Origin of the sequence: Verrucosispora sp. WMMA2121 (assembly GCF_027460185.1) — a bacterium.
GTDB lineage: Bacteria > Actinomycetota > Actinomycetes > Mycobacteriales > Micromonosporaceae > Micromonospora > Micromonospora palythoicola.
In genome coordinates this window covers 4315255-4333139 of the sequence record NZ_JAPZBH010000006.1, presented here as the reverse complement: position 1 = coordinate 4333139, position 17885 = coordinate 4315255, and the positions used below count along the sequence as shown (strand labels likewise).

Sequence of the window (17885 nt, the reverse complement as noted above, 5' to 3'; positions counted from 1 at the left end):
CGACGGATGGCGCGGCGATAGGGGTACGACAGCAGCCGTCCGTAGCGTCTGGAGTACCGGCCGATCCCAGGTGAGCGAGCCGGAGCTGCGATCGTATCGAAAGGATGATCATGAAGTTGGTCGAGCGCGCGGACGCGATCGCCACGCTGGACGGCCTCCTTGCCTCGGCCGTCGCCGGCAAAGGGCGGATCGCCGTCATAGCGGGCGCGGTAGCGTCCGGCAAAACCGAGTTGTTGAACACCTACGCCGACCGGGCGGTGGACCGCGACGCCCTGGCGATCACCGCGATCGGCGCGGACGCCGAGCGTGACCTGCCGCTCGGTGTGCTCACCCAGCTGCTGCTCGACGCGCCGCTGGTGCCCGAGGAGCAGCGGCGCGCGATGAACCTGCTGTACGAAGGGGTCCGCGCCGACGACTGCGACAACCAGATCGACCCGCAGATCGTGCACGCCCTCTGCACGATCCTGTTGGAGCTGTCCCACCGCTATCCGCTGATCATCGCGGTCGACGACATCGACCGCGCCGACCGGTTGTCGATCGTCTGCCTGTCCTACCTGGCCCGGCGGGCGCGCTTCGCGCCCATGCTGCTGCTGTTCACCCAGACCGAGCAGGGTCGCCGGGACGACGTCGCATTCGACACCGAGGCGTTCTGGCGGCCGCCGCACGGCTCCCGGATCGTCCTGTCGGCCCTGTCGGCCGACGCGATGCGCGAACTGGCGGCCAGCTACGTCGGCGAAGCCGACGCCGAGCGGCTGGCACCGGCCTGGCAGCAGGTCAGCGGTGGCAACCCGCTGCTGCTGCGTGGCCTGCTCGACGATCACCGGGAGGCGTCGGCCGCCGGCGCCGGGGTCGGCGGCGAACCGGTGACCGGGGAGAACTTCGCCCGGGCGGTGGTCTCCTGCCTGCACCGCACCAGCGCCCGGGTGCGGCGGGTGGCCCAGGGGCTGGCGGTCTGCGGCGATCTCGCGCTGCTCGAACAGTTGGTCCCGGACGACGGCGGGCAGATCGGCCCGGCGGTACGCACGCTGACCACGATGGGCCTGCTGTCCGGTACGGACTTCCGGCATCCGGCCGCGCGCGCGGCGGTGCTGGCCGACATCGACGAGCTGGACCGCGCCGACCTGTTCAGCCGGGCCGCGGTGCTCGCTCATCGCGGTGGCGCGTCCAGCGCCGTGGTGGCCGAGCACCTGGTCGGCGCCGGCGACGTCAACGAGGCGTGGGCCGTGCCGGTGCTCGAGGACGCGGCCCGGCAGTCGTTGCGGGAGGGCCAGGTGGCGGCGGCGGTGCGCTACCTGCAACTCGCGTTGGGTGCCTGCACCGACAGCCAGCGGCGTGCCCGGATCACCGCCGCCCTGGTCCGCGCCGAGTGGCGGATCAACCCGAGCGCGCCGACCGGGTACCTGCCCGAGCTGGCCGCCGCCCTGCGTGGCGGGCACCTGCGCGGGGTGGACGCGCTGGTGCTCACCAAGGCGTTGCTCTGGCACGGCCAGTTCACCGAAGCCCGGGAGGCGTTCGAGCTGATCAGCGCGCACAGCGGCAAGGCCGACGCGGAGACGCTCGCCGAGTTGGTCATCACCCGGCCGTTGATGCTCGCGACGTACCCGTCCTTCCGGCCGCTGCTGCACCCGGGCATCCAGCCGCCGGTGGCGATGCCGACGGTGTCGGCCAGTCATCGGCTGTCGGCGGCCACCGCGCTGGCCGGGGTGCTCAGCGACGGCCCGTCGGAGCGGGCGATCGCGGTGGCCGAACGGATCCTGCGCAACTCGCGCCTGGACGAGATGAGCCTGGACACCGTGGAGAGTGCGTTGTTGGCACTCACCTACGGTGGCTGCCCGGCCAGCGCCGCGGTGTGGTGTGACGCGTTCGTCGACGAGGCGCGGATGCGACGCTCGCCGAGCCGGCAGGCGCGGCTGGCGGCGATCCGCGCGGAGATCTCGATGCGCCTGGGCGACCTGACCGGGGCACGGCAGTACGCCACCGACGCGCTGACGGTGATGCCGTCGAGCAGTTGGGGCGTCGCGGTGGGTGGTCCGCTGGCTGTTCTGATCATGGCGACCACCGCGATCGGTGACATCGGTGCGGTCCGCGACCACCTGGATCAGCCGGTGCCGGAGGAGATGTTCCAGACCCGGTTCGGACTGCACTACCTGTACGCCCGGGGCCGGTACAGCCTCGCCGTCGGTGAGCTGCCGCTGGCGTTGCGCGACTTCAGGCTCTGCGGCCAGTTGGCCGCGCAGTGGGGGATGGACACCCCCGGCCTGGTGCCGTGGCGGGTCGACGCGGCCGAGACGTTGTTGCGGATGAACGCGCCGGAGCAGGCCCAGCAGCTGGTCGAGGACCAGCTGAAGCGCTGCGACGACGGCCAGCCGCGGGTGCGCGCCATGGCCCTGCGCCTCTACGCCGCCTGCGGTGAGCTCCGGCACCGGCCGATGTTCCTGCGTCAGGCCGCCGACCTGCACAACGGCGGTGACGACTACGAGCTGGCCCGCACCCTGGTCGACCTGACCGAGGCGTTCCAGACGCTCGGCGAGTCGCGGCGGGTCCGCCTCATCGCCCGGCGGGCGCGGGCCACGGCCGAGAAGGCGGGGGCGCTACCGCTGCTCCAGGCGCTCAGCCTGGAGTCCGGCTGGGACGAGGGGGACACCCCGGATGCGATCAACCCGGTCGTGGCGGTGGCGGTCCTGAGTGAGGCCGAGCATCGCGTCGCCGCCTTGGCGGCGGCCGGTTACAGCAACCGGGAGATCTCCGCGAAGCTGTTCATCACGATCAGCACCGTCGAGCAGCATCTGACCCGTACGTACCGCAAGTTGAACGTCGCCCGCCGTGGCGACCTGCCGGCGAGTCTGAGCCCGGACTACTCCGCCAGCGTCTGAGCGACAGGCAGCAGGCCGCATCCATCGGTGCGGCCTGCTGCCGTGGTTTCGCCAGTCGTGCGGTCCGTCCAGCGGTTCAGACGACGGCGAACGCGGGTGCCACCACCGCGATGGCGGTCACGACCAGCCCGTGCCGGGCCAGCCAGCGGCCGTCGAAGCCGGTGAGCCGGCGCCCGTGCAACTGCGCCCCCGTCACCAGTATCCGGGCCTCGAAGGTGCCGGCCAGCGGGTCGAAGGTGATGTCGGCGTCCTCGAAGTCCAGCCAGCGCCCGGTCAGCGGGAACCAGGCCTTGTAGACGGACTCCTTGGCGCTGAACAGCAACCGGTCCCAGCACACGTCGGGGTGGTCGCGCCGCAGCAGGCCGATCCGGTCCCGTTCCTGCGGCAGCGACACGGCCGGCAGGACATCGTCGAGCAGCGGTGCGTTCGGCTCGGCGTCGATGCCGATGGTGGTGACGACCTCGGTTTCGGCGAGCACCGCGGCGCGGTAGCCGTCGCAGTGCGTGATGCTGCCGATCAGGCCGGCCGGCCAGCGCGGTTCACCGCGTGGCCCAGGCGGTACCGACGCCGGTGCGCGACCGAGGCGGGCCATCGCCTGCCGGGCGCACCAGCGGCCGGTGGTGAACTCGCGCCGCCGTTTGTCCACCGCGGCGCGGACGACCCTTTCCTCGTCCGGAAAGAGGAACGGGTCGGGCGCCTCGGTGAAGGTGTCGACGGCGACGGTGCCGGCCGGGAGAATCGCCTCGATCATGGCACGCTCCGAACCGGTGACTGTTTCTCCGTTCCCGCCGTCGATGGCGGCGGGGCGCTCTTGTCGACAGTGGGCATGTAACGAATGCTAAGGACCGGCACCGCGTACCGGAATGCGTGGCGGCGGTCTCTCGGGCTCGGACCGGCACGGTTACGGGAGGTCCAGGGCGAGTAGGGGAGTGTCGGTGGGAGCCCGACGGGTGGTCACCGGGCCACCAGCCCCCGATCCGTGAACTGGGCACGGACCCGTGCGAGCAGCTCGGGGGTGGGCGGCTCGGTGTCGGCGCACGGGTAGGGCAGCCCCAGCTCGCGGTACTTGTGCGCGCCGAGGCGGTGGAACGGCAGCACCTCCACCCGCTGCACCGTGGCCAGGGTGGCGACGAAGTCGGCGACGCCGGCCACGTTCGCCGGGTCGTCGGTGAGACCGGGCACGAGCACGAAGCGGATCCAGATCGGGATGCCCCGATCGGCGAGCCGGTGGGCGAAGCGCAGCGTCGGCGTGACCGTACCGGTTCGGGTGACCCGGCGGTAGGTCGCCGGATCCCGGCTCTTGATGTCCAGCAGCACCAGATCGGTCGCGTCGAGCAGCTCCGGGGTGGCGCGGTCGCCGAGGAAACCGCTGGTGTCCAGCGCGGTGTGCAGCCCCAGCTCCGTGCAGCGGCGCAGAACCGCCGCGGTGAACCGGGGCTGTTGCAGCGGCTCGCCGCCGCTGAGGGTGACGCCACCACCGGCCACCTTGATGAACCGCTCGTATCGCCGGATCTCGGTGACCAGGTCGTCCACCGTCATGGTCCGTCCGCCGCGCTGGTACCAGGTGTCCGGGCTGTGGCAGAAGCGGCAGCGCAGCGGGCAGCCGGCGAGGAAGGCCACGAAGCGGGTGCCGGGTCCGTCCACTCCGGTTGAGGTGTCGAAGGAGTGGACGGAACCGAGCACCGTGCCGGCGGGCACGTAGGACGGGCGCGACGGCCAGGCCACGGCGGTCACAGCCGGCCGTGGACGGTGCGGGAGATGACGTCGCGCTGCTGCTCGCGGGTCAACCGGACGAAGTTCACCGCGTACCCGGAGACCCGGATGGTCAGTTGCGGGTACCGCTCGGGGTGAGCCATGGCGTCTTCGAGGGTGGCCCGGTCGAGGACGTTGACGTTGAGGTGGAAACCGCCCGCGTCGGTGTAACCGTCGAGCACTCCGACGAGATTGTCTATCTGCTCGTCGCGGGTGCGACCGAGCCCGTCGGGGGTGACCGTGGTGGTGAGCGAGATGCCGTCGCGGGCGCTGGCGTACGGCAGCTTCGCCACCGACAGCGCCGCGGCGACCAGGCCGTGGGTGTCCCGGCCGTTCATCGGGTTCGCGCCCGGCGCGAAAGGCTCGCCGGCTCGACGACCGTCCGGGGTGTTGCCGGTGTGCTTGCCGTAGACCACGTTCGAGGTGATGGTGAGCACCGACAGGCTCGGCTCGGCCCCCCGGTAGGTCGGCTGCGCCCGTACCTTCGCCATGAAGCGCTCCACCAGGTCCACGGCGATGGCGTCGGCCCGGTCGTCGTTGTTGCCGAAGGCGGGGTAGTCGCCGTCGACGGTGTAGTCGGTGACCAGACCGGTGCCGTCACGCAACACCTTCACCTGGGCGTGCCGGATCGCCGAGAGGCTGTCCACGGCCACGGAGAGCCCGGCGATCCCGGTGGCGAGGAAGCGGTGCACCGGGTGGTCGTGCAGCGCCATCTCCAGCCGCTCGTAGGCGTACTTGTCGTGCATGTAGTGGATGACGTTGAGCGCCCGGACGTAGGTGCGGGCCAGCCAGTCGAGGGTCCGGTCGAAGGCGGCCAGCACGGTGTCGTAGTCCAGCACGTCGTCGGTGACCGGCGGCGTCGCGGGCGCGACCTGCTCACCGGTGATCTCGTCCCGGCCGCCGTTGATCGCGTAGAGCAGGGCCTTGGCGAGGTTGGCGCGGGCGCCGAAGTACTGCATGTCCTTGCCGACGCGCATGGCCGACACGCAGCAGGCGATCGCGGTGTCGTCGGAGTACACCGGCCGGATCAGGTCGTCGTTCTCGTACTGGATGGCGCTGGTGTCCAGCGACACCTGCGCGCAGAAGCGTTTGAAACCGGCGGGCAGGTCGGGCGACCAGAGCACGGTCAGGTTCGGTTCCGGCGCCGGACCGAGGTTGTACAGCGTCTGCAGGAAGCGGAAGCTGGTTCGGGTCACCAGCGGCCGACCGCCCGCGTCGACGCCGCCGATCGCCTCGGTCACCCAGGTGGGGTCGCCGGAGAACAACTCGTCGTACTCGGGGGTGCGCAGGAACCGGATGATCCGCAGCTTGATCACGAAGTCGTCGATCAGCTCCTGGGCGGCGGACTCGGTGAGCCGGCCCTCGGCGATGTCGCGGTCCAGGAACACGTCGACGAACGTCGACGTGCGGCCCAGCGACATGGCGGCGCCGTTCTGTTCCTTGGTGGCGGCCAGGTAGGCGAAGTAGAGCCACTGGATGGCCTCGCGGCCGGTGGTGGCGGGCGCGCTGACGTCGTAGCCGTAGCCGGCGGCCATCTCCTTGAGCTCGCCGAGGGCGCGGATCTGCTCGGCCAGTTCCTCCCGGTCCCGGATGACCTCCTCGGTGCCGGGACGGTCGTCCAGGGACGCCTTGATCGCCGCACGTTCGGCGACGAGGCGGTCGACGCCGTAGAGCGCGACCCGCCGGTAGTCGCCGATGATCCGGCCGCGGCCGTACGCGTCGGGCAGTCCGGTGACGATGTGCGAGCGCCGCGCCGCCAGCACGTCGGCGGGGTAGGCGTCGAACACCCCGGCGTTGTGCGTCTTGCGGTACGCGGTGAAGATGCGGCGCACCTGCGGATCCATGGCGAAGCCGTACGCGGTCAGCCCGCTCTCCACCATCCGCAGCCCACCGTTGGGCATGATCGCCCGACGCAGCGGCGCGTCGGTCTGCAACCCGACGATCAGCTCGCCGTCGCGATCGATCCAGCCGGGGGCGTGCGAGGTGATCGTGGCGGGGGTGTGCGGGTCGACGTCGTAGACGCCGCGCTCGCGTTCGACGGTGAACATGTCGCGTAGCCGGTCCCACAACCGGGTGGTGCGCGGGGTGGGCCCGGCGAGGAACCGGGCGTCGCCCCAGTACGGGGTCACGTTGTCCCGGACGAACGCGGCCACGTCGACGGTGTCGCGCCAGGCGTCGCCGTGGAAGCCGCGCCACGGGTCGGACCCGGCCGTCGCGTGCCGCTCGGGCCGGACTGCCGTGCTGTGCTGCTGGACCATGTCTCCTCCTGGAAGCTCTCCTCGAGCCTCTCCCGGCGGCGACCGGGCGGTCAGGGGCGAAAGACCCGGTCGGTCCGGGCCGCTGGGCACCGGCGCGGTCGCGGGGGCATCGGTGACGATCAGAGTGTGACCGGACGACCTGACCGGCACTGACGATCGGAGTATCCGGATGACCGCCGTGCCCGCGACGAGCCTCCTACCCGCCCCGGCCACGCCGCCGCAGAACGGCACCGCCAGCGCGCCCGGAACGACGATCGACACCCTGGTCGACAACGGACTGCGGGCCCTGGACGACTACGCCGCCTTCGACCAGGAGCGCGTCGACCGGATCGTGGCGAAGGCCTCGGTGGCGGCGCTGGGCCGGCACGCCGACCTGGCCCGGATGGCGGTGGCCGAGACCGGACGCGGCGTCTTCGAGGACAAGGCCGTCAAGAACATCTTCGCGTGTGAGCACGTCACCAACCACATGGCGGGTTTGAAGACGGTCGGGGTCATCTCCCGGGACGAGATCAACGGCATCGTCGAGATCGCCGAACCGGTCGGCGTGGTCTGCGCCGTCACCCCGGTCACCAATCCCACGTCGACGACCATCTTCAAGGCCCTGCTCGGCCTGAAGACCCGCAACCCGATGATCTTCGCCTTCCATCCGGCCGCCCAGCGGTGCAGTGCCGAGGCGGCCCGGGTGGTCCGGGACGCCGCCGTCGCGGCGGGCGCACCCGAGCACTGCATCCAGTGGATCGAGCAGCCCTCCGTCGAGGCCACCGGCGCGCTCATGAAGCACCCGGGCGTGTCCACCATCCTGGCCACCGGCGGCAACGGCATGGTGCGCGCGGCGTACTCGTCGGGCAAGCCGGCCCTCGGCGTCGGTGCCGGCAACGTGCCGGCGTACGTCCATCGCGGTGCGCGGCTGCGCCGGGCGGTGCACGACATCGTGCTGTCGAAGTCGTTCGACAACGGCATGGTCTGTGCCTCGGAGCAGGCGGTGATCCTCGACGCCGAGGTGTACCCGGCGGCGCTCGCGGAGTTCCAGCGGCTGCACGCGTACGTGGCCACCCGGGACGAGAAGCGCAGGATCGAGGAGCTGATCTTCGGCGGTGCCGCCGGTGGCACCGACTGCGCCGGCGGGCGACTCAACCCGCAGGTCGTCGGCCAGAGCGCGGCGTGGATCGCCGAGCGCGCCGGGCTGACCGTGCCGGCCGACACGTCGGTGCTCCTGGTCGAGGTGGACCACGTCGGGCCGGCCGAGCCGCTCACCCGCGAGAAGCTCTGCCCCGTCCTGGCGGTGCTGCGCGCGGAGTCCACCGAGGACGGCATCCGGTACGCCGAGCAGATGGTCGAGCTGAACGGCCTCGGCCACAGCGCGGTCATCCACAGCGAGGACGAGCAACTCGTCGAGGAGTACGGACGGCGGGTCAAGGCGGTCCGCATCATCTGGAACGCTCCCGCGTCCCAGGGCGGCATCGGCGACATGTACAACGCGTTCCTGCCGTCGTTGACGCTGGGCTGCGGCAGCTACGGACGCAACTCGGTGTCGAACAACGTCACCGCGGTCGACCTGCTCAACGTCAAGCGGATCGGCCGCCGGACCAACAACCTGCAGTGGTTCAAGGTCCCGCCGAGGATCTACTTCGAGCCGAACGCGATCCGCTACCTGGCCGACCTGCCCGACGTGCACCGGGTCACCGTGGTCACCGACCACACGATGACCCGGCTGGGGTACGTCGACCGGCTGATCACGGTGCTGCAGCAGCGACCCGGACGGGTGGCGTTGCAGATCATCGACGACGTCGAACCGGAGCCGAGCGTCGGCACGGTGGATCGGGGCGCGGAGCTGATGCGGTCCTTCCAGCCCGACACGATCATCGCGTTGGGCGGGGGATCGGCGATGGACGCCGCCAAGGTGATGTGGCTGCGCTACGAGCACCCGGAGGTGGTCTTCGCCGACATGCGGGAGAAGTTCTTCGACATCCGCAAGCGGGCGTTCAAGTTCCCGACGCTGGGGGAGCGGGCCCGACTGGTTTGCATCCCCACCACCTCCGGCACGGGCGCCGAGGTGACGCCGTTCGCGGTCATCACCGACACCGCCACCGGGAAGAAGTTCCCCCTCGCGGACTACGCGCTGACGCCGAGCGTCGCCATTGTCGACCCGGTGCTCGCCGCCGACCTGCCGCCCAGGATCACCGCGGACAGCGGCTTCGACGCGCTGACCCACGCTACCGAGTCGTACGTCTCCGTCTACGCCAACGACTTCACCGACGGCCTCGCGTTGCAGGCCATCAAGCTGATCTTCAACTACCTGGAGCGGGCGGTACGCGACGGCGCGGCCGACGCCGAGGCCCGGGAGAAGATGCACAACGCGGGCACCATCGCCGGCATGGCCTTCGGCAGCGCCTTCCTGGGCATCGTGCACGCCATGTCGCACACCCTGGGCGCCACCTTCCACGTGGCGCACGGCCGCACCAACGCGATCCTGATGCCGCACGTCATCCGCTACAACGGTGCCACGCCGGCGAAGCTGACCGGGTGGCCCAAGTACGAGCACTACCGGGCGCCGGAGCGGTTCCAGGACATCGCCCGGATGCTGGGCCTGCCAGCCGCCACCGCGCAGCAGGGGGTCGAGTCGTACGCCGCCGCGGTGGAGCGGCTGCGCGACGCCGTCGGCATCGAGTCGTCCTTCCAGGCCGTCGGCGTGGACGAGGAGGCGTTCCTCGCGGCCCTGCCACACCAGGCTCTCAACGCCTACGAGGACCAGTGCGCCCCGGCCAACCCGCGGATGCCGATGCTCGACGACATGCAGGAGCTGATGCGCGCCGCGTACTACGGCAAGTGATCGCCGCCGCCGAGTCACCCTCGTCGCGGCCTCGGGTGGCCGCCGGGATCCGCTGAGCGGTGGCGGCGGCCCGGGTGGTGTCGCCCCTGGCCGCGCCGGGCAGGCGCCCGATACTCCGGCCGATGCCGTGGGCCGCGGCCGGTCCGGTCCGCCTACCGTGCGGGCTGGAACAGCTCGATGAGGTTGCCCGCCGGGTCGGAGAGCAGAATCTGGCGACCGCCCGGCCCGCTGATGGCCTCACCGCGGAACGTCAGTCCGGCGTCGCGCAGCCTGGTGATCTCGGCGTCGAGATTCTCGACGGGCAGGTGGATCCGGTTGCGTCCGGGGCTGTTGGCGTCAGCCGGTGTGGCGCGGGCACCGGAGCTGGGGGCGCCGGAGAGCAGCAGCCGCAGCCGGCCGCGGACCACGTCGGCGAAGGCGGGCGCGGCGCTGGCGTTGAGTGTGAAGCCGAGGTGGGTGGTGTAGAAGTCGATGGCGGCCTGAACGTCATCGACGATGTACCGGACGCTGGCGTACCTGTCGTCTCCGGTCATGGGCGGGTTGCTCCTTCACATTCGTTGGCGTAGTGGCGGCAGGCTCCGGACTCGCGATGGTTCTCAGCTATCCCTTGCAGCGAGATTACATCAAACCAGCTTGATGCATCAATTGGCCTTGATGTAGCGTCGATGGGTGGCTTGACGCGTCGTCCCTGACGTGGTCGCTGTCCTCCTACGATCGCCGGGATGCGGGGCGCCATGATTCTGGCCGCGGTGCTCAGTGCGTTCTCGGTCGTTGCGCTCCTGCGGACCCGGGTGTCGGTGCAGCCGGCGGCGGTGGTCGGGGAGCAGTCGGATGTATGCGACGCCATCAGGGATCCAACTAACTGATTCGATGTAAGGTTCCGCTTGTGTGTGCCGCCCTCGATCCGGAGCCACCGGGAGTCCTCCGTCTCACCGCGCACCCGGTGCGTTGGCGGTTGTTGGCCGAGTTGGCGCGTAGCGACCGACAGGTTCGCGAGCTGATGGGGCTTATCGGCCAGCAGCAGAGCCTGACCTCCTACCACCTGGGGCAGCTGCGGGCAGGCGGACTGGTCACGGTCCGCCGAAGTTCGGCGGACAAGCGGGACAGCTACTACAGCCTCAATCTGCTTGCCTGCCGCAATCTGCTTGCCGAGGCTGGTGCTTCGTTGCACGGCGGTCTACAGCTTGTTCCCGTCGCGCTGGCGCCACCCGGACCGAATCCGTGTCGACCGGATCAGCCACCGACCCGGGTGATCTTCCTCTGTACGGGCAACAGCTCCCGGTCGCAGATGGCTGAGGCGATGCTGCAGCAGATGGGCGGCGACCGGGTCGACGTCGTCAGTGCTGGAGGCCAGCCCAAGCCGCTGCATCCGAACACGGTGCGGGTCATGGGCGAGAGCGGCGTCGACATGACCACGCGGCATCCGAAGCAGCTGAGTCATTTCCTGGATCAGCGCTTCGACTACGTGATCACCCTGTGCGACCGCTTTCGCGAGATCTGTCCTGATTTTCCCCGAGCGGGAAACGTGGTGCATTGGAGCATGCCTGATCCGGCTGCCGAGCGTGGTTACGCGCCGTTCCAGCGGACCGCAGCGGAACTCCGGACGCGGGTCGCGTTCCTTCTCCATGCGATCGACCACGCCTTGCCGGGCCGGGAGGGCCGCGAGAGGCGGGCCTGACCTTCCCCAGCTGCTGGTCGAGACGCGGCCGGCGGGCCTCCCCAGCACCATCGCCGCCGGTCGGAAGGGTGGCGGATCCTCGCGACTGGCGGCAACTGCCTTCCGTTGGCGGACGGGTGGCTGAAGCGCGCCCCGGTGCCTTTCATGGGCCCGAGCTAGCCATCGCAAATGACAACCGTTATCGTCCGGTGGTCGGGATCCCCTGAACATCGGGAGCGCGCGGTGGGACATGTGCTGGTGGTCGAGAGCTGGGTCGGCGCGATGAGCACCCTGCTGCCCCGGGCGATCCGGGAAGCGGGACACCGGTTCACCTTCCTCACCAGGGACCTGCACCACTACCTGCGCCAGGGCGGTGGCGACGGGGTGCATCCGCTGCTCACCGCGGACAACGTGCTCACCGTCGAGACCAACGACCCGGCCGTGCTGCTGCCCCAGGTCCAGCGGCTGCACGAGGTGCTGCGCTTCGACGGGGTCGTCACCTCCTGCGACTACTACCTCGGCACGGTCGCCCGGCTCGCCGCGCACCTGGGGCTGCCGGGCGCCCGGCCGCAGGCCGTCGAGGAGGCCTGCCGCAAGGACCTGGCGCGGCACCGGATGCGGGCGGCCGGCCTACCCGGTCCGGCGTTCGCGGTCACCGAGGGCTGGCCGGGTACGCGGGCCGCGGCACGTGCGTTGGGCTTTCCGCTGGTGGTCAAGCCGGTCGACCTGTGCGCCGGGATGCTCGTCCGGCTGGTGACCGATCTGACCCAACTGCGCGCGGCCTTCGACGCCCTCGACGCGTTCCCGGTCAACGCGCGTGGCCAGCAGCGCTCGCCGCGCGTGCTGCTGGAGGAGGTGCTGGTCGGACCGGAGGTCAGCGTCGAAACCGTCACCGTCGACGGCGCGACGACGGTGCTCGGCGTAACGGACAAGAGCCTGGCCGGCGAACCGTGGTTCGTCGAGACGGGACACATGTTCCCCGCCGCGCTGGACGCCGCGACGGTCACCGCGGTGCGCGACATGGCGGTCACCGCCCTCGCCGCGGTCGGCTTCGACCGGGGGGTCGCGCACACCGAGCTGCGGCTCACGGCCGCCGGGCCACGGGTGGTGGAGATCAATCCCCGGCCGGCCGGCAACCAGATCACCGAGCTGGTGCGGCGGGGTACCGGGGTGGACCTGCCCATGGTGTACACCCAGCTCGCCCTCGGTGAACAACCGGACCTCACGGTGACCGACACGGGCGTGCGTAGCGCGGCCATCTCGTTCCTGCTGCCGCCCCGCGCCGGCACCGTCGCCGGGATCGACGGTGCCGCCGCGCTCGCCGCCGCGCCCGACGTCGTCGACTGGGCGGTGAAGCCCGTCGGGCACCGCACCGGCGAGGCGGTGAGCAACAACGCCTACCTCGGGCACGTCATGGCCGTGGACACCACCGGCCTCGGCGCCCGCGCGCGGGCCGAGGAACTGGTCGCCGGTCTGCGGGTGCGCTACGCCGACGAGCTGGCCGGAGCGCTGGCGTGACGACACCGGCACCGGTCGGGACCGGTGCGCCGTTCACCTCGGTGACGGACCTGATCGAGGCCGTCAGCGCGGGCCGTCTCGGTCCTGACCCGGGCACCGAGCAGGTGAGCGTCGCGTTCACCACCCGGCAGGGTGCCCGGCACACCGGGCGCGACCGCGGCTACCGCAACCAGGTGCTGAGTCTGCGGGTGGACGCCACCGTCGGGTCCTGCGCGACGGAGCCGGACGAGCTGACCGACGACGTCGCGTACGACTGCGTGGGCCGCAGCGTCGCGGAGCTGCTCGCCCACCGGGTGCCGGCGGTCCGCGTCGCGGCCCTGGACGCCTACCTGGCCGCCGCCCGTCCGCACGCGCACACCGCCGACGACGCGGTCACCATCCCCGCCGGCACCTCGCTGGCCAAGTCGACCGCCAGGGCCGCCGCGGTGGTGGACCTGCTGACGGTTGCCCCGGGGCAGCACGTCCTGGTCGTCGGCGTGGTCAACTCCCTGCTCGGGCAGCTGCGCCAGCGCGGCCTCAGCTACCTGCCCTGCGATCTGGCGGGCGGCAGCACCGAGTGGGACGAGCCGTGCCTGCCGGACGCCGCCGCCCTGCTGGACCGCTGCGACGCGCTGCTGGTGTCCGGCATGACGCTGGGCAACGGCACCTTCGAGCCGCTGCTGCGGCACGCCCGCGCCACCGGCAAACCGATGGTGGCCTTCGCACAGACCGGCAGCGCCGTCCTGCCCTGTTTCCTCGGCGCCGGCCTCAGCGCCGTGTCCGCCGAACCGTACCCGTTCTTCTGGCTCGACGGCGGACCGACGACGCTGTACCGCTACCGCGCCGCCGGCCGGCCGACATGCTGACCGACCCCGCGCCGACGACGTGCGCACCGCACCTGCTGGGCCTGCTGGGCCGCTCCCCGGTGGCGTTCGTCGACACCCCACTGCCGCACCCGCACGGCGGCTTCCACGCCAAGGTGGAGTATCTGAGTCCCGGCGGGATGAAGGCCCGCGCCGCCGTGGCCATGCTCCAGGCCGCCCGGCAACGCGGCGACCTGCGGCCGGGAGCCACCGTGGTGGAGTCCACGAGCGGCACCCTCGGCGTCGGGCTGGCGTTCGCCGGCCAGGCACTGGGCCACCCGGTCGTCCTGGTGGTGGACCGCGAGATCGAGCGACCGATGCGCGCCTTGCTGACCGCGTACGGGGCGGTGGTCGAGCAGGTCGACCGGCCGCACCCGGTCGGCGGGTGGCAACAGGCCCGCCTGGATCGACTGCACGAGATCCTGGCGCGCACCCCGGACGCCTACTGGCCCGATCAGTACCACAACCCGGACAACGTCGCCGGATACCACGCCCTCGCCGCCGAACTGAGCGGGCAGGTCGAGGCCGTCGACGTGCTGGTGTGCAGCGTCGGCACCGGCGGGCACAGCGCCGGTCTGGCCCGGGCGCTGCGGCGGCACTGGCCACGGCTGCGGCTCGTCGGCGTCGACACCGTCGGATCGACGATCTTCGGACAGCCCGCGCGACCACGGCTCATGCGCGGGCTGGGCAGCAGCATCTTTCCCCGCAACGTCGACTACACCGCCTTCGACGAGGTGCACTGGGTCGGCCCCGTGGAGGCGGTGGACACCTGCCGCCGGCTGGCCCGGTCAGCCTTCGTCACCGGCGGTTGGAGCACCGGCGCCGTCGCCCGGGTCGCCGCGTGGATCAGCCGCATGCAGCCCGGCGCCCGGGTGGTCACGGTCTTCCCGGACGGCCCGCACCGCTACCTCGACTCGATCTTCGACGACGCGTACTGCGCCGCCCACGGACTGTTCGGTCCCGCTCCGGGCCACCCGATCGAGATCCCCCACCCGAACGCCGTCGAGGTCACCCGGTGGAGTCGCTGCCGGACCGTCCTCGACCCGTTGCGCCGGCTGGCGGTGCCGGCATGAGACTCGACTGGCGCAGTTACCCGCTGCGGCTCCGTGAGCCGCTGCGGATCTCCCGCTCGACGATGTCTGGCCGTGACGCCGTCCAGGTCGACCTGTCCCACGACGGCGTCACCGGCCACGGCGAGGTCGTCACCAGCGCCTACTACGGCCTCGACCGGGCCGCGATCCTCGACCTGCTGGCCGGTCTCGGCCAGCGGGTGTCCGGCTACGGCGAACCCGAGACGCTGCTCGCGGAGCTGCCCGCGCTCGCCGCCGAACTGCCCGCCGGGGTGCTGGCGGCCCTGGACGCGGCCGTCCACGACCTGCTGGGTCGTCGCGCCGGGATGCCGGTGTACCAGTGGCTCGGCCGGCCGGATTTCTCCCCGGTGCCCACGGCCCACACCATCGGCCTGGTCGGGCCGGAGGACGCTGCGGCCACCGCACGGGCGCTGGCTCGGCGCGGCTTCCAGCTCGTCAAGGTCAAGTGCGGTGACGCCGCCGACCCGGACCGGATCGCCGCCGTACGGGCCGCCATGCCGCAGGCCCGGCTGGTGCTCGATCCCAACGGCGCCTGGACACCGGAGCAGACCGTGCGGCTGCTCGACACGCTCCGGCCGCACCGCATCGACGCCGTCGAACAACCCATCGCGCCCGGCACACCGCGGCTGCTCGCCTGGATCAGCGCGCGCACCGACGTGCCGGTCATCGCCGACGAGGACGCGGCCACAGTGGCACACCTCGACGCCCTCGCGGGCGCGGTCGCCGGCATCAACGTCAAGATTGCGAAGTGCGGCGGGATCCACGCCGCAGCGCGGATCGTCGCCACGGCCCGCGGGTACGGCATGGATCTCATGCTGGGGTGCCTGGTGGCCAGCTCGCTGGGCATCGCGCCGGCCGTGCACCTCACCGGCGACGCCCGCTGGATCGACCTGGACGGGCACCTGCTGCTCACCGACGACCCGTGGACCGGGATCGGCGGCCAGGACGGTGTCCTGCGGCTGACCGACGAACCCGGACTCGGCGTACGGGCGGCCCGATGAGCACGTGGACCACCCTGCGCGGCTTTCCGCTGCCGATCCGGCTGCTGGTGGTCAACCAGCTCGGCGTCAACGTCGGCTTCTACCTGCTGCTGCCCTACCTCGCCGGCCACCTGGCCGACGACGTCGGTCTGTCCGCCGCCGTGATCGGCATCGTGCTCGGCGTGCGCAACCTCAGCCAGCAGGGGCTGTTCCTGCTGGGCGGCTCGGCCGCCGACCGGCTCGGTGCCCGTGGCGTCATCATCGCCGGCTGCGCCCTGCGGGCCGTCGGCTTCGGACTGTTCGCCCTCAGCGTCTCGCTGCCGTCGCTGCTGGCCGCGTCGGTCCTGTCCGGGTTGGCCGGAGCGTTGTTCAACCCGGCCGTACGCAGCTACGTGGCGCAGGCCGCCGCCGACCGACGCGCCGAGGCGTTCGCGTTGTTCAACGTGTTCGCCAGCGCGGGCGCGCTGCTCGGACCACTGCTCGGGGCCGCACTGCTGCTCGTCGACTTCCGGGCTGCCGCGCTGAGCGCCGCGGCGGTGTTCGCCGCGCTCACCGTGGCGCAGGCGGTCTGGCTGCCCGCCCAACCGGTGACCGCCAGCGAGGCCACCGTCTGGCACGACTGGCGCACCGCCGTCACCGACCGCCGGTTCCTGGCGTTCAGCACGGCGCTGGCCGGCATGTTCGCGTTGCAGACCCAGCTGTACCTGATCCTGCCGGTGCAGGCGGAACACGTCACCGGGCAGCCCGTGGCGGTGGCCGTGCTGTTCGTCGTCTCCACCGTCGTGACCCTCACCCTGCAACTGCCCCTGACCGGCTGGCTGCATCGCCGCGCCAGCCGTGGCGCGTGCATCACCGCGGGCATGGCCGTCATGGGAGCCGGCTTCCTGCTGCCGCTGCTGCGGGTGGAATCGGCACCACCGGTGGTGCGACTGCTGCCCGTGCTGGCCGCTGCCGTCCTGCTCACCGTCGGGGTGATGATCACCCAGCCGTTCGTCCTGGAGCTGATCCCCGCCTTCGCCGGGCCGCGACTGACCGGCACCTACTTCGGCCTGTTCTACCTGGTGTCCGGAATTCTCGCCGCCGGCTGCACCGCCGCCGTCGGCGCGGCGGTGGGCAGCTCGGCCGGCGTGCCCACCACGGCGTGGCTGCTCACCGCCGGCGTCGGCCTCGCCTCGGCCGGCGCGGTGTGGCTGCTGCGCCGTGGCGGCCTGCTCACGCCCGCAGCGACCGCGGCGCCGGCGGGTGTGTCGTGAACGGCCAGAACTTCCTCACCGACAACCCGGAGCTGTACGAGCAGCAGTTCCCCGACCCGGAGCACGTCGCCGCCCGCTTCGTCGACGACCTCGTCCGCCGCTTCGCCGACCGCGTCGTCGCCACGCCGCGGTTGCTCGACGTCGGGTGCGGCACCGGCCGCGACGCCGGGCACCTCGCGACCCTCGGCTACACCGCCACCGGGCTGGACACGTCGCTGCCGATGCTGACGTACGCGCGGCGACGACATCCCGGAGTCCGGTTCGTCCACGCCGACCTGCGCACCTTCGACCTGGTCGACCGCTTCGACGTCGTCACCTGCCTGGACAGTGCGTTGCTGTACTGCCACCGCAACGCCGACCTGACCGCGTTCCTGGGGCGCTGCCACCGGCACCTGCGCCCCGGTGGGTTGCTGCTGGCGGAGATGCGCAACGGCGCGTTCTTCCTCGGCAACACCGAGCTGCTCGACGGCACCCGTACCCGCACCGTGACCTGGCGCGCCGTCACGTACACCTCGGCGACCCGGTTGTGGATCGACCACCGGGATCAGCTGCTGCGCCGTGAACGCGTCTGGACCTGGCCGGCCTGCCCGCGACCGCTGGTGCAGACCTCGGCCTGGCGGCTGCTGTTCCCCGCCGAGCTACGGCACCTGCTCGCCACCGCCGGGTTCGACGTCGTGGCCCTGTTCGACACGCCCGGCCCCCGGACCGACCCGCCCTGGCATCCGGCAGCGGCGCTGTCGGACGTCCTGTCCGGCGACCGCCTGCACCTGGTCGCCCGCCGTCGCGACGACGCGGCGTAACGCTCACCTGTGCATCGAGAGGAAAACCTAT

Annotated in this window: 13 protein-coding genes; 9 read left to right on the top strand and 4 right to left on the bottom strand. The window is 71.6% G+C overall.

What is annotated here, in order from left to right; genetic code table 11:
* The first annotated feature begins 110 nt into the window (after positions 1-110).
* Positions 111-2873, top strand: a complete 2763-nt coding sequence (locus tag O7605_RS28500; protein WP_269742049.1) for a helix-turn-helix transcriptional regulator — start codon at positions 111-113, stop codon at positions 2871-2873.
* Positions 2874-2949: 76 nt separating this feature from the next.
* Here O7605_RS28500 and O7605_RS28495 read toward each other — a convergent pair whose 3' ends face one another.
* From O7605_RS28495 to pflB, 3 genes are all read right to left on the bottom strand, one after another.
* Positions 2950-3624, bottom strand: coding sequence for a 4'-phosphopantetheinyl transferase family protein (locus O7605_RS28495; protein ID WP_269742048.1), 675 nt, complete (start codon positions 3622-3624; stop codon positions 2950-2952).
* A gap of 203 nt (positions 3625-3827) precedes the next feature.
* Positions 3828-4598, bottom strand: coding sequence for a pyruvate formate-lyase-activating protein (gene pflA / locus O7605_RS28490; protein ID WP_269742047.1), 771 nt, complete (start codon positions 4596-4598; stop codon positions 3828-3830).
* 5 nt (positions 4599-4603) lie between these two features.
* Positions 4604-6883: a formate C-acetyltransferase gene (pflB, locus tag O7605_RS28485; protein WP_269742046.1), complete on the bottom strand. Its 2280-nt coding sequence runs from the start codon at positions 6881-6883 to the stop codon at positions 4604-4606.
* Between the two features lie 169 nt (positions 6884-7052).
* Between pflB and adhE the strand changes: the two genes are divergently transcribed.
* Positions 7053-9713: a bifunctional acetaldehyde-CoA/alcohol dehydrogenase gene (gene adhE, locus O7605_RS28480; RefSeq protein ID WP_269742045.1), complete on the top strand. Its 2661-nt coding sequence runs from the start codon at positions 7053-7055 to the stop codon at positions 9711-9713.
* Between the two features lie 152 nt (positions 9714-9865).
* On the opposite strand, the gene O7605_RS28475 is transcribed toward adhE, so the two are convergent.
* Positions 9866-10246, bottom strand: a complete 381-nt coding sequence (locus tag O7605_RS28475) for a VOC family protein (RefSeq protein ID WP_269742044.1) — start codon at positions 10244-10246, stop codon at positions 9866-9868.
* Between the two features lie 353 nt (positions 10247-10599).
* On the opposite strand from O7605_RS28475, the gene O7605_RS28470 reads away from it, so the two are divergent.
* The 7 genes from O7605_RS28470 to O7605_RS28440 all read left to right on the top strand — a co-directional run bounded on the left by O7605_RS28470 (position 10600) and on the right by O7605_RS28440 (position 17854).
* Positions 10600-11391: an arsenate reductase/protein-tyrosine-phosphatase family protein gene (locus O7605_RS28470; protein ID WP_269742043.1), complete on the top strand. Its 792-nt coding sequence runs from the start codon at positions 10600-10602 to the stop codon at positions 11389-11391.
* A 222-nt stretch (positions 11392-11613) separates the two neighbouring features.
* Positions 11614-12888 carry an ATP-grasp domain-containing protein gene (locus O7605_RS28465; protein ID WP_269742042.1) on the top strand — a complete coding sequence of 425 codons (1275 nt, stop codon included), beginning with the start codon at positions 11614-11616 and terminating at the stop codon, positions 12886-12888.
* Positions 12885-13733 (top strand): Rossmann-like domain-containing protein, encoded by an 849-nt coding sequence (locus O7605_RS28460; protein ID WP_269742041.1) that lies wholly within the window; start codon positions 12885-12887, stop codon positions 13731-13733. Before O7605_RS28465 ends, O7605_RS28460 begins: the two co-directional genes overlap by 4 nt.
* A complete protein-coding gene (locus O7605_RS28455; RefSeq protein WP_164449049.1) occupies positions 13727-14803 on the top strand; it encodes a PLP-dependent cysteine synthase family protein in 1077 nt (358 codons plus the stop codon). The genes O7605_RS28460 and O7605_RS28455 overlap by 7 nt, the downstream gene beginning before the upstream one ends.
* Positions 14800-15822 (top strand): dipeptide epimerase, encoded by a 1023-nt coding sequence (locus tag O7605_RS28450; RefSeq protein ID WP_269742040.1) that lies wholly within the window; start codon positions 14800-14802, stop codon positions 15820-15822. The genes O7605_RS28455 and O7605_RS28450 overlap by 4 nt, the downstream gene beginning before the upstream one ends.
* Positions 15819-17054: an MFS transporter gene (locus tag O7605_RS28445; RefSeq protein WP_269742039.1), complete on the top strand. Its 1236-nt coding sequence runs from the start codon at positions 15819-15821 to the stop codon at positions 17052-17054. The genes O7605_RS28450 and O7605_RS28445 overlap by 4 nt, the downstream gene beginning before the upstream one ends.
* A complete protein-coding gene (locus tag O7605_RS28440; protein ID WP_269742038.1) occupies positions 17051-17854 on the top strand; it encodes a class I SAM-dependent methyltransferase in 804 nt (267 codons plus the stop codon). The genes O7605_RS28445 and O7605_RS28440 overlap by 4 nt, the downstream gene beginning before the upstream one ends.
* Positions 17855-17885: the final 31 nt, after the last annotated feature.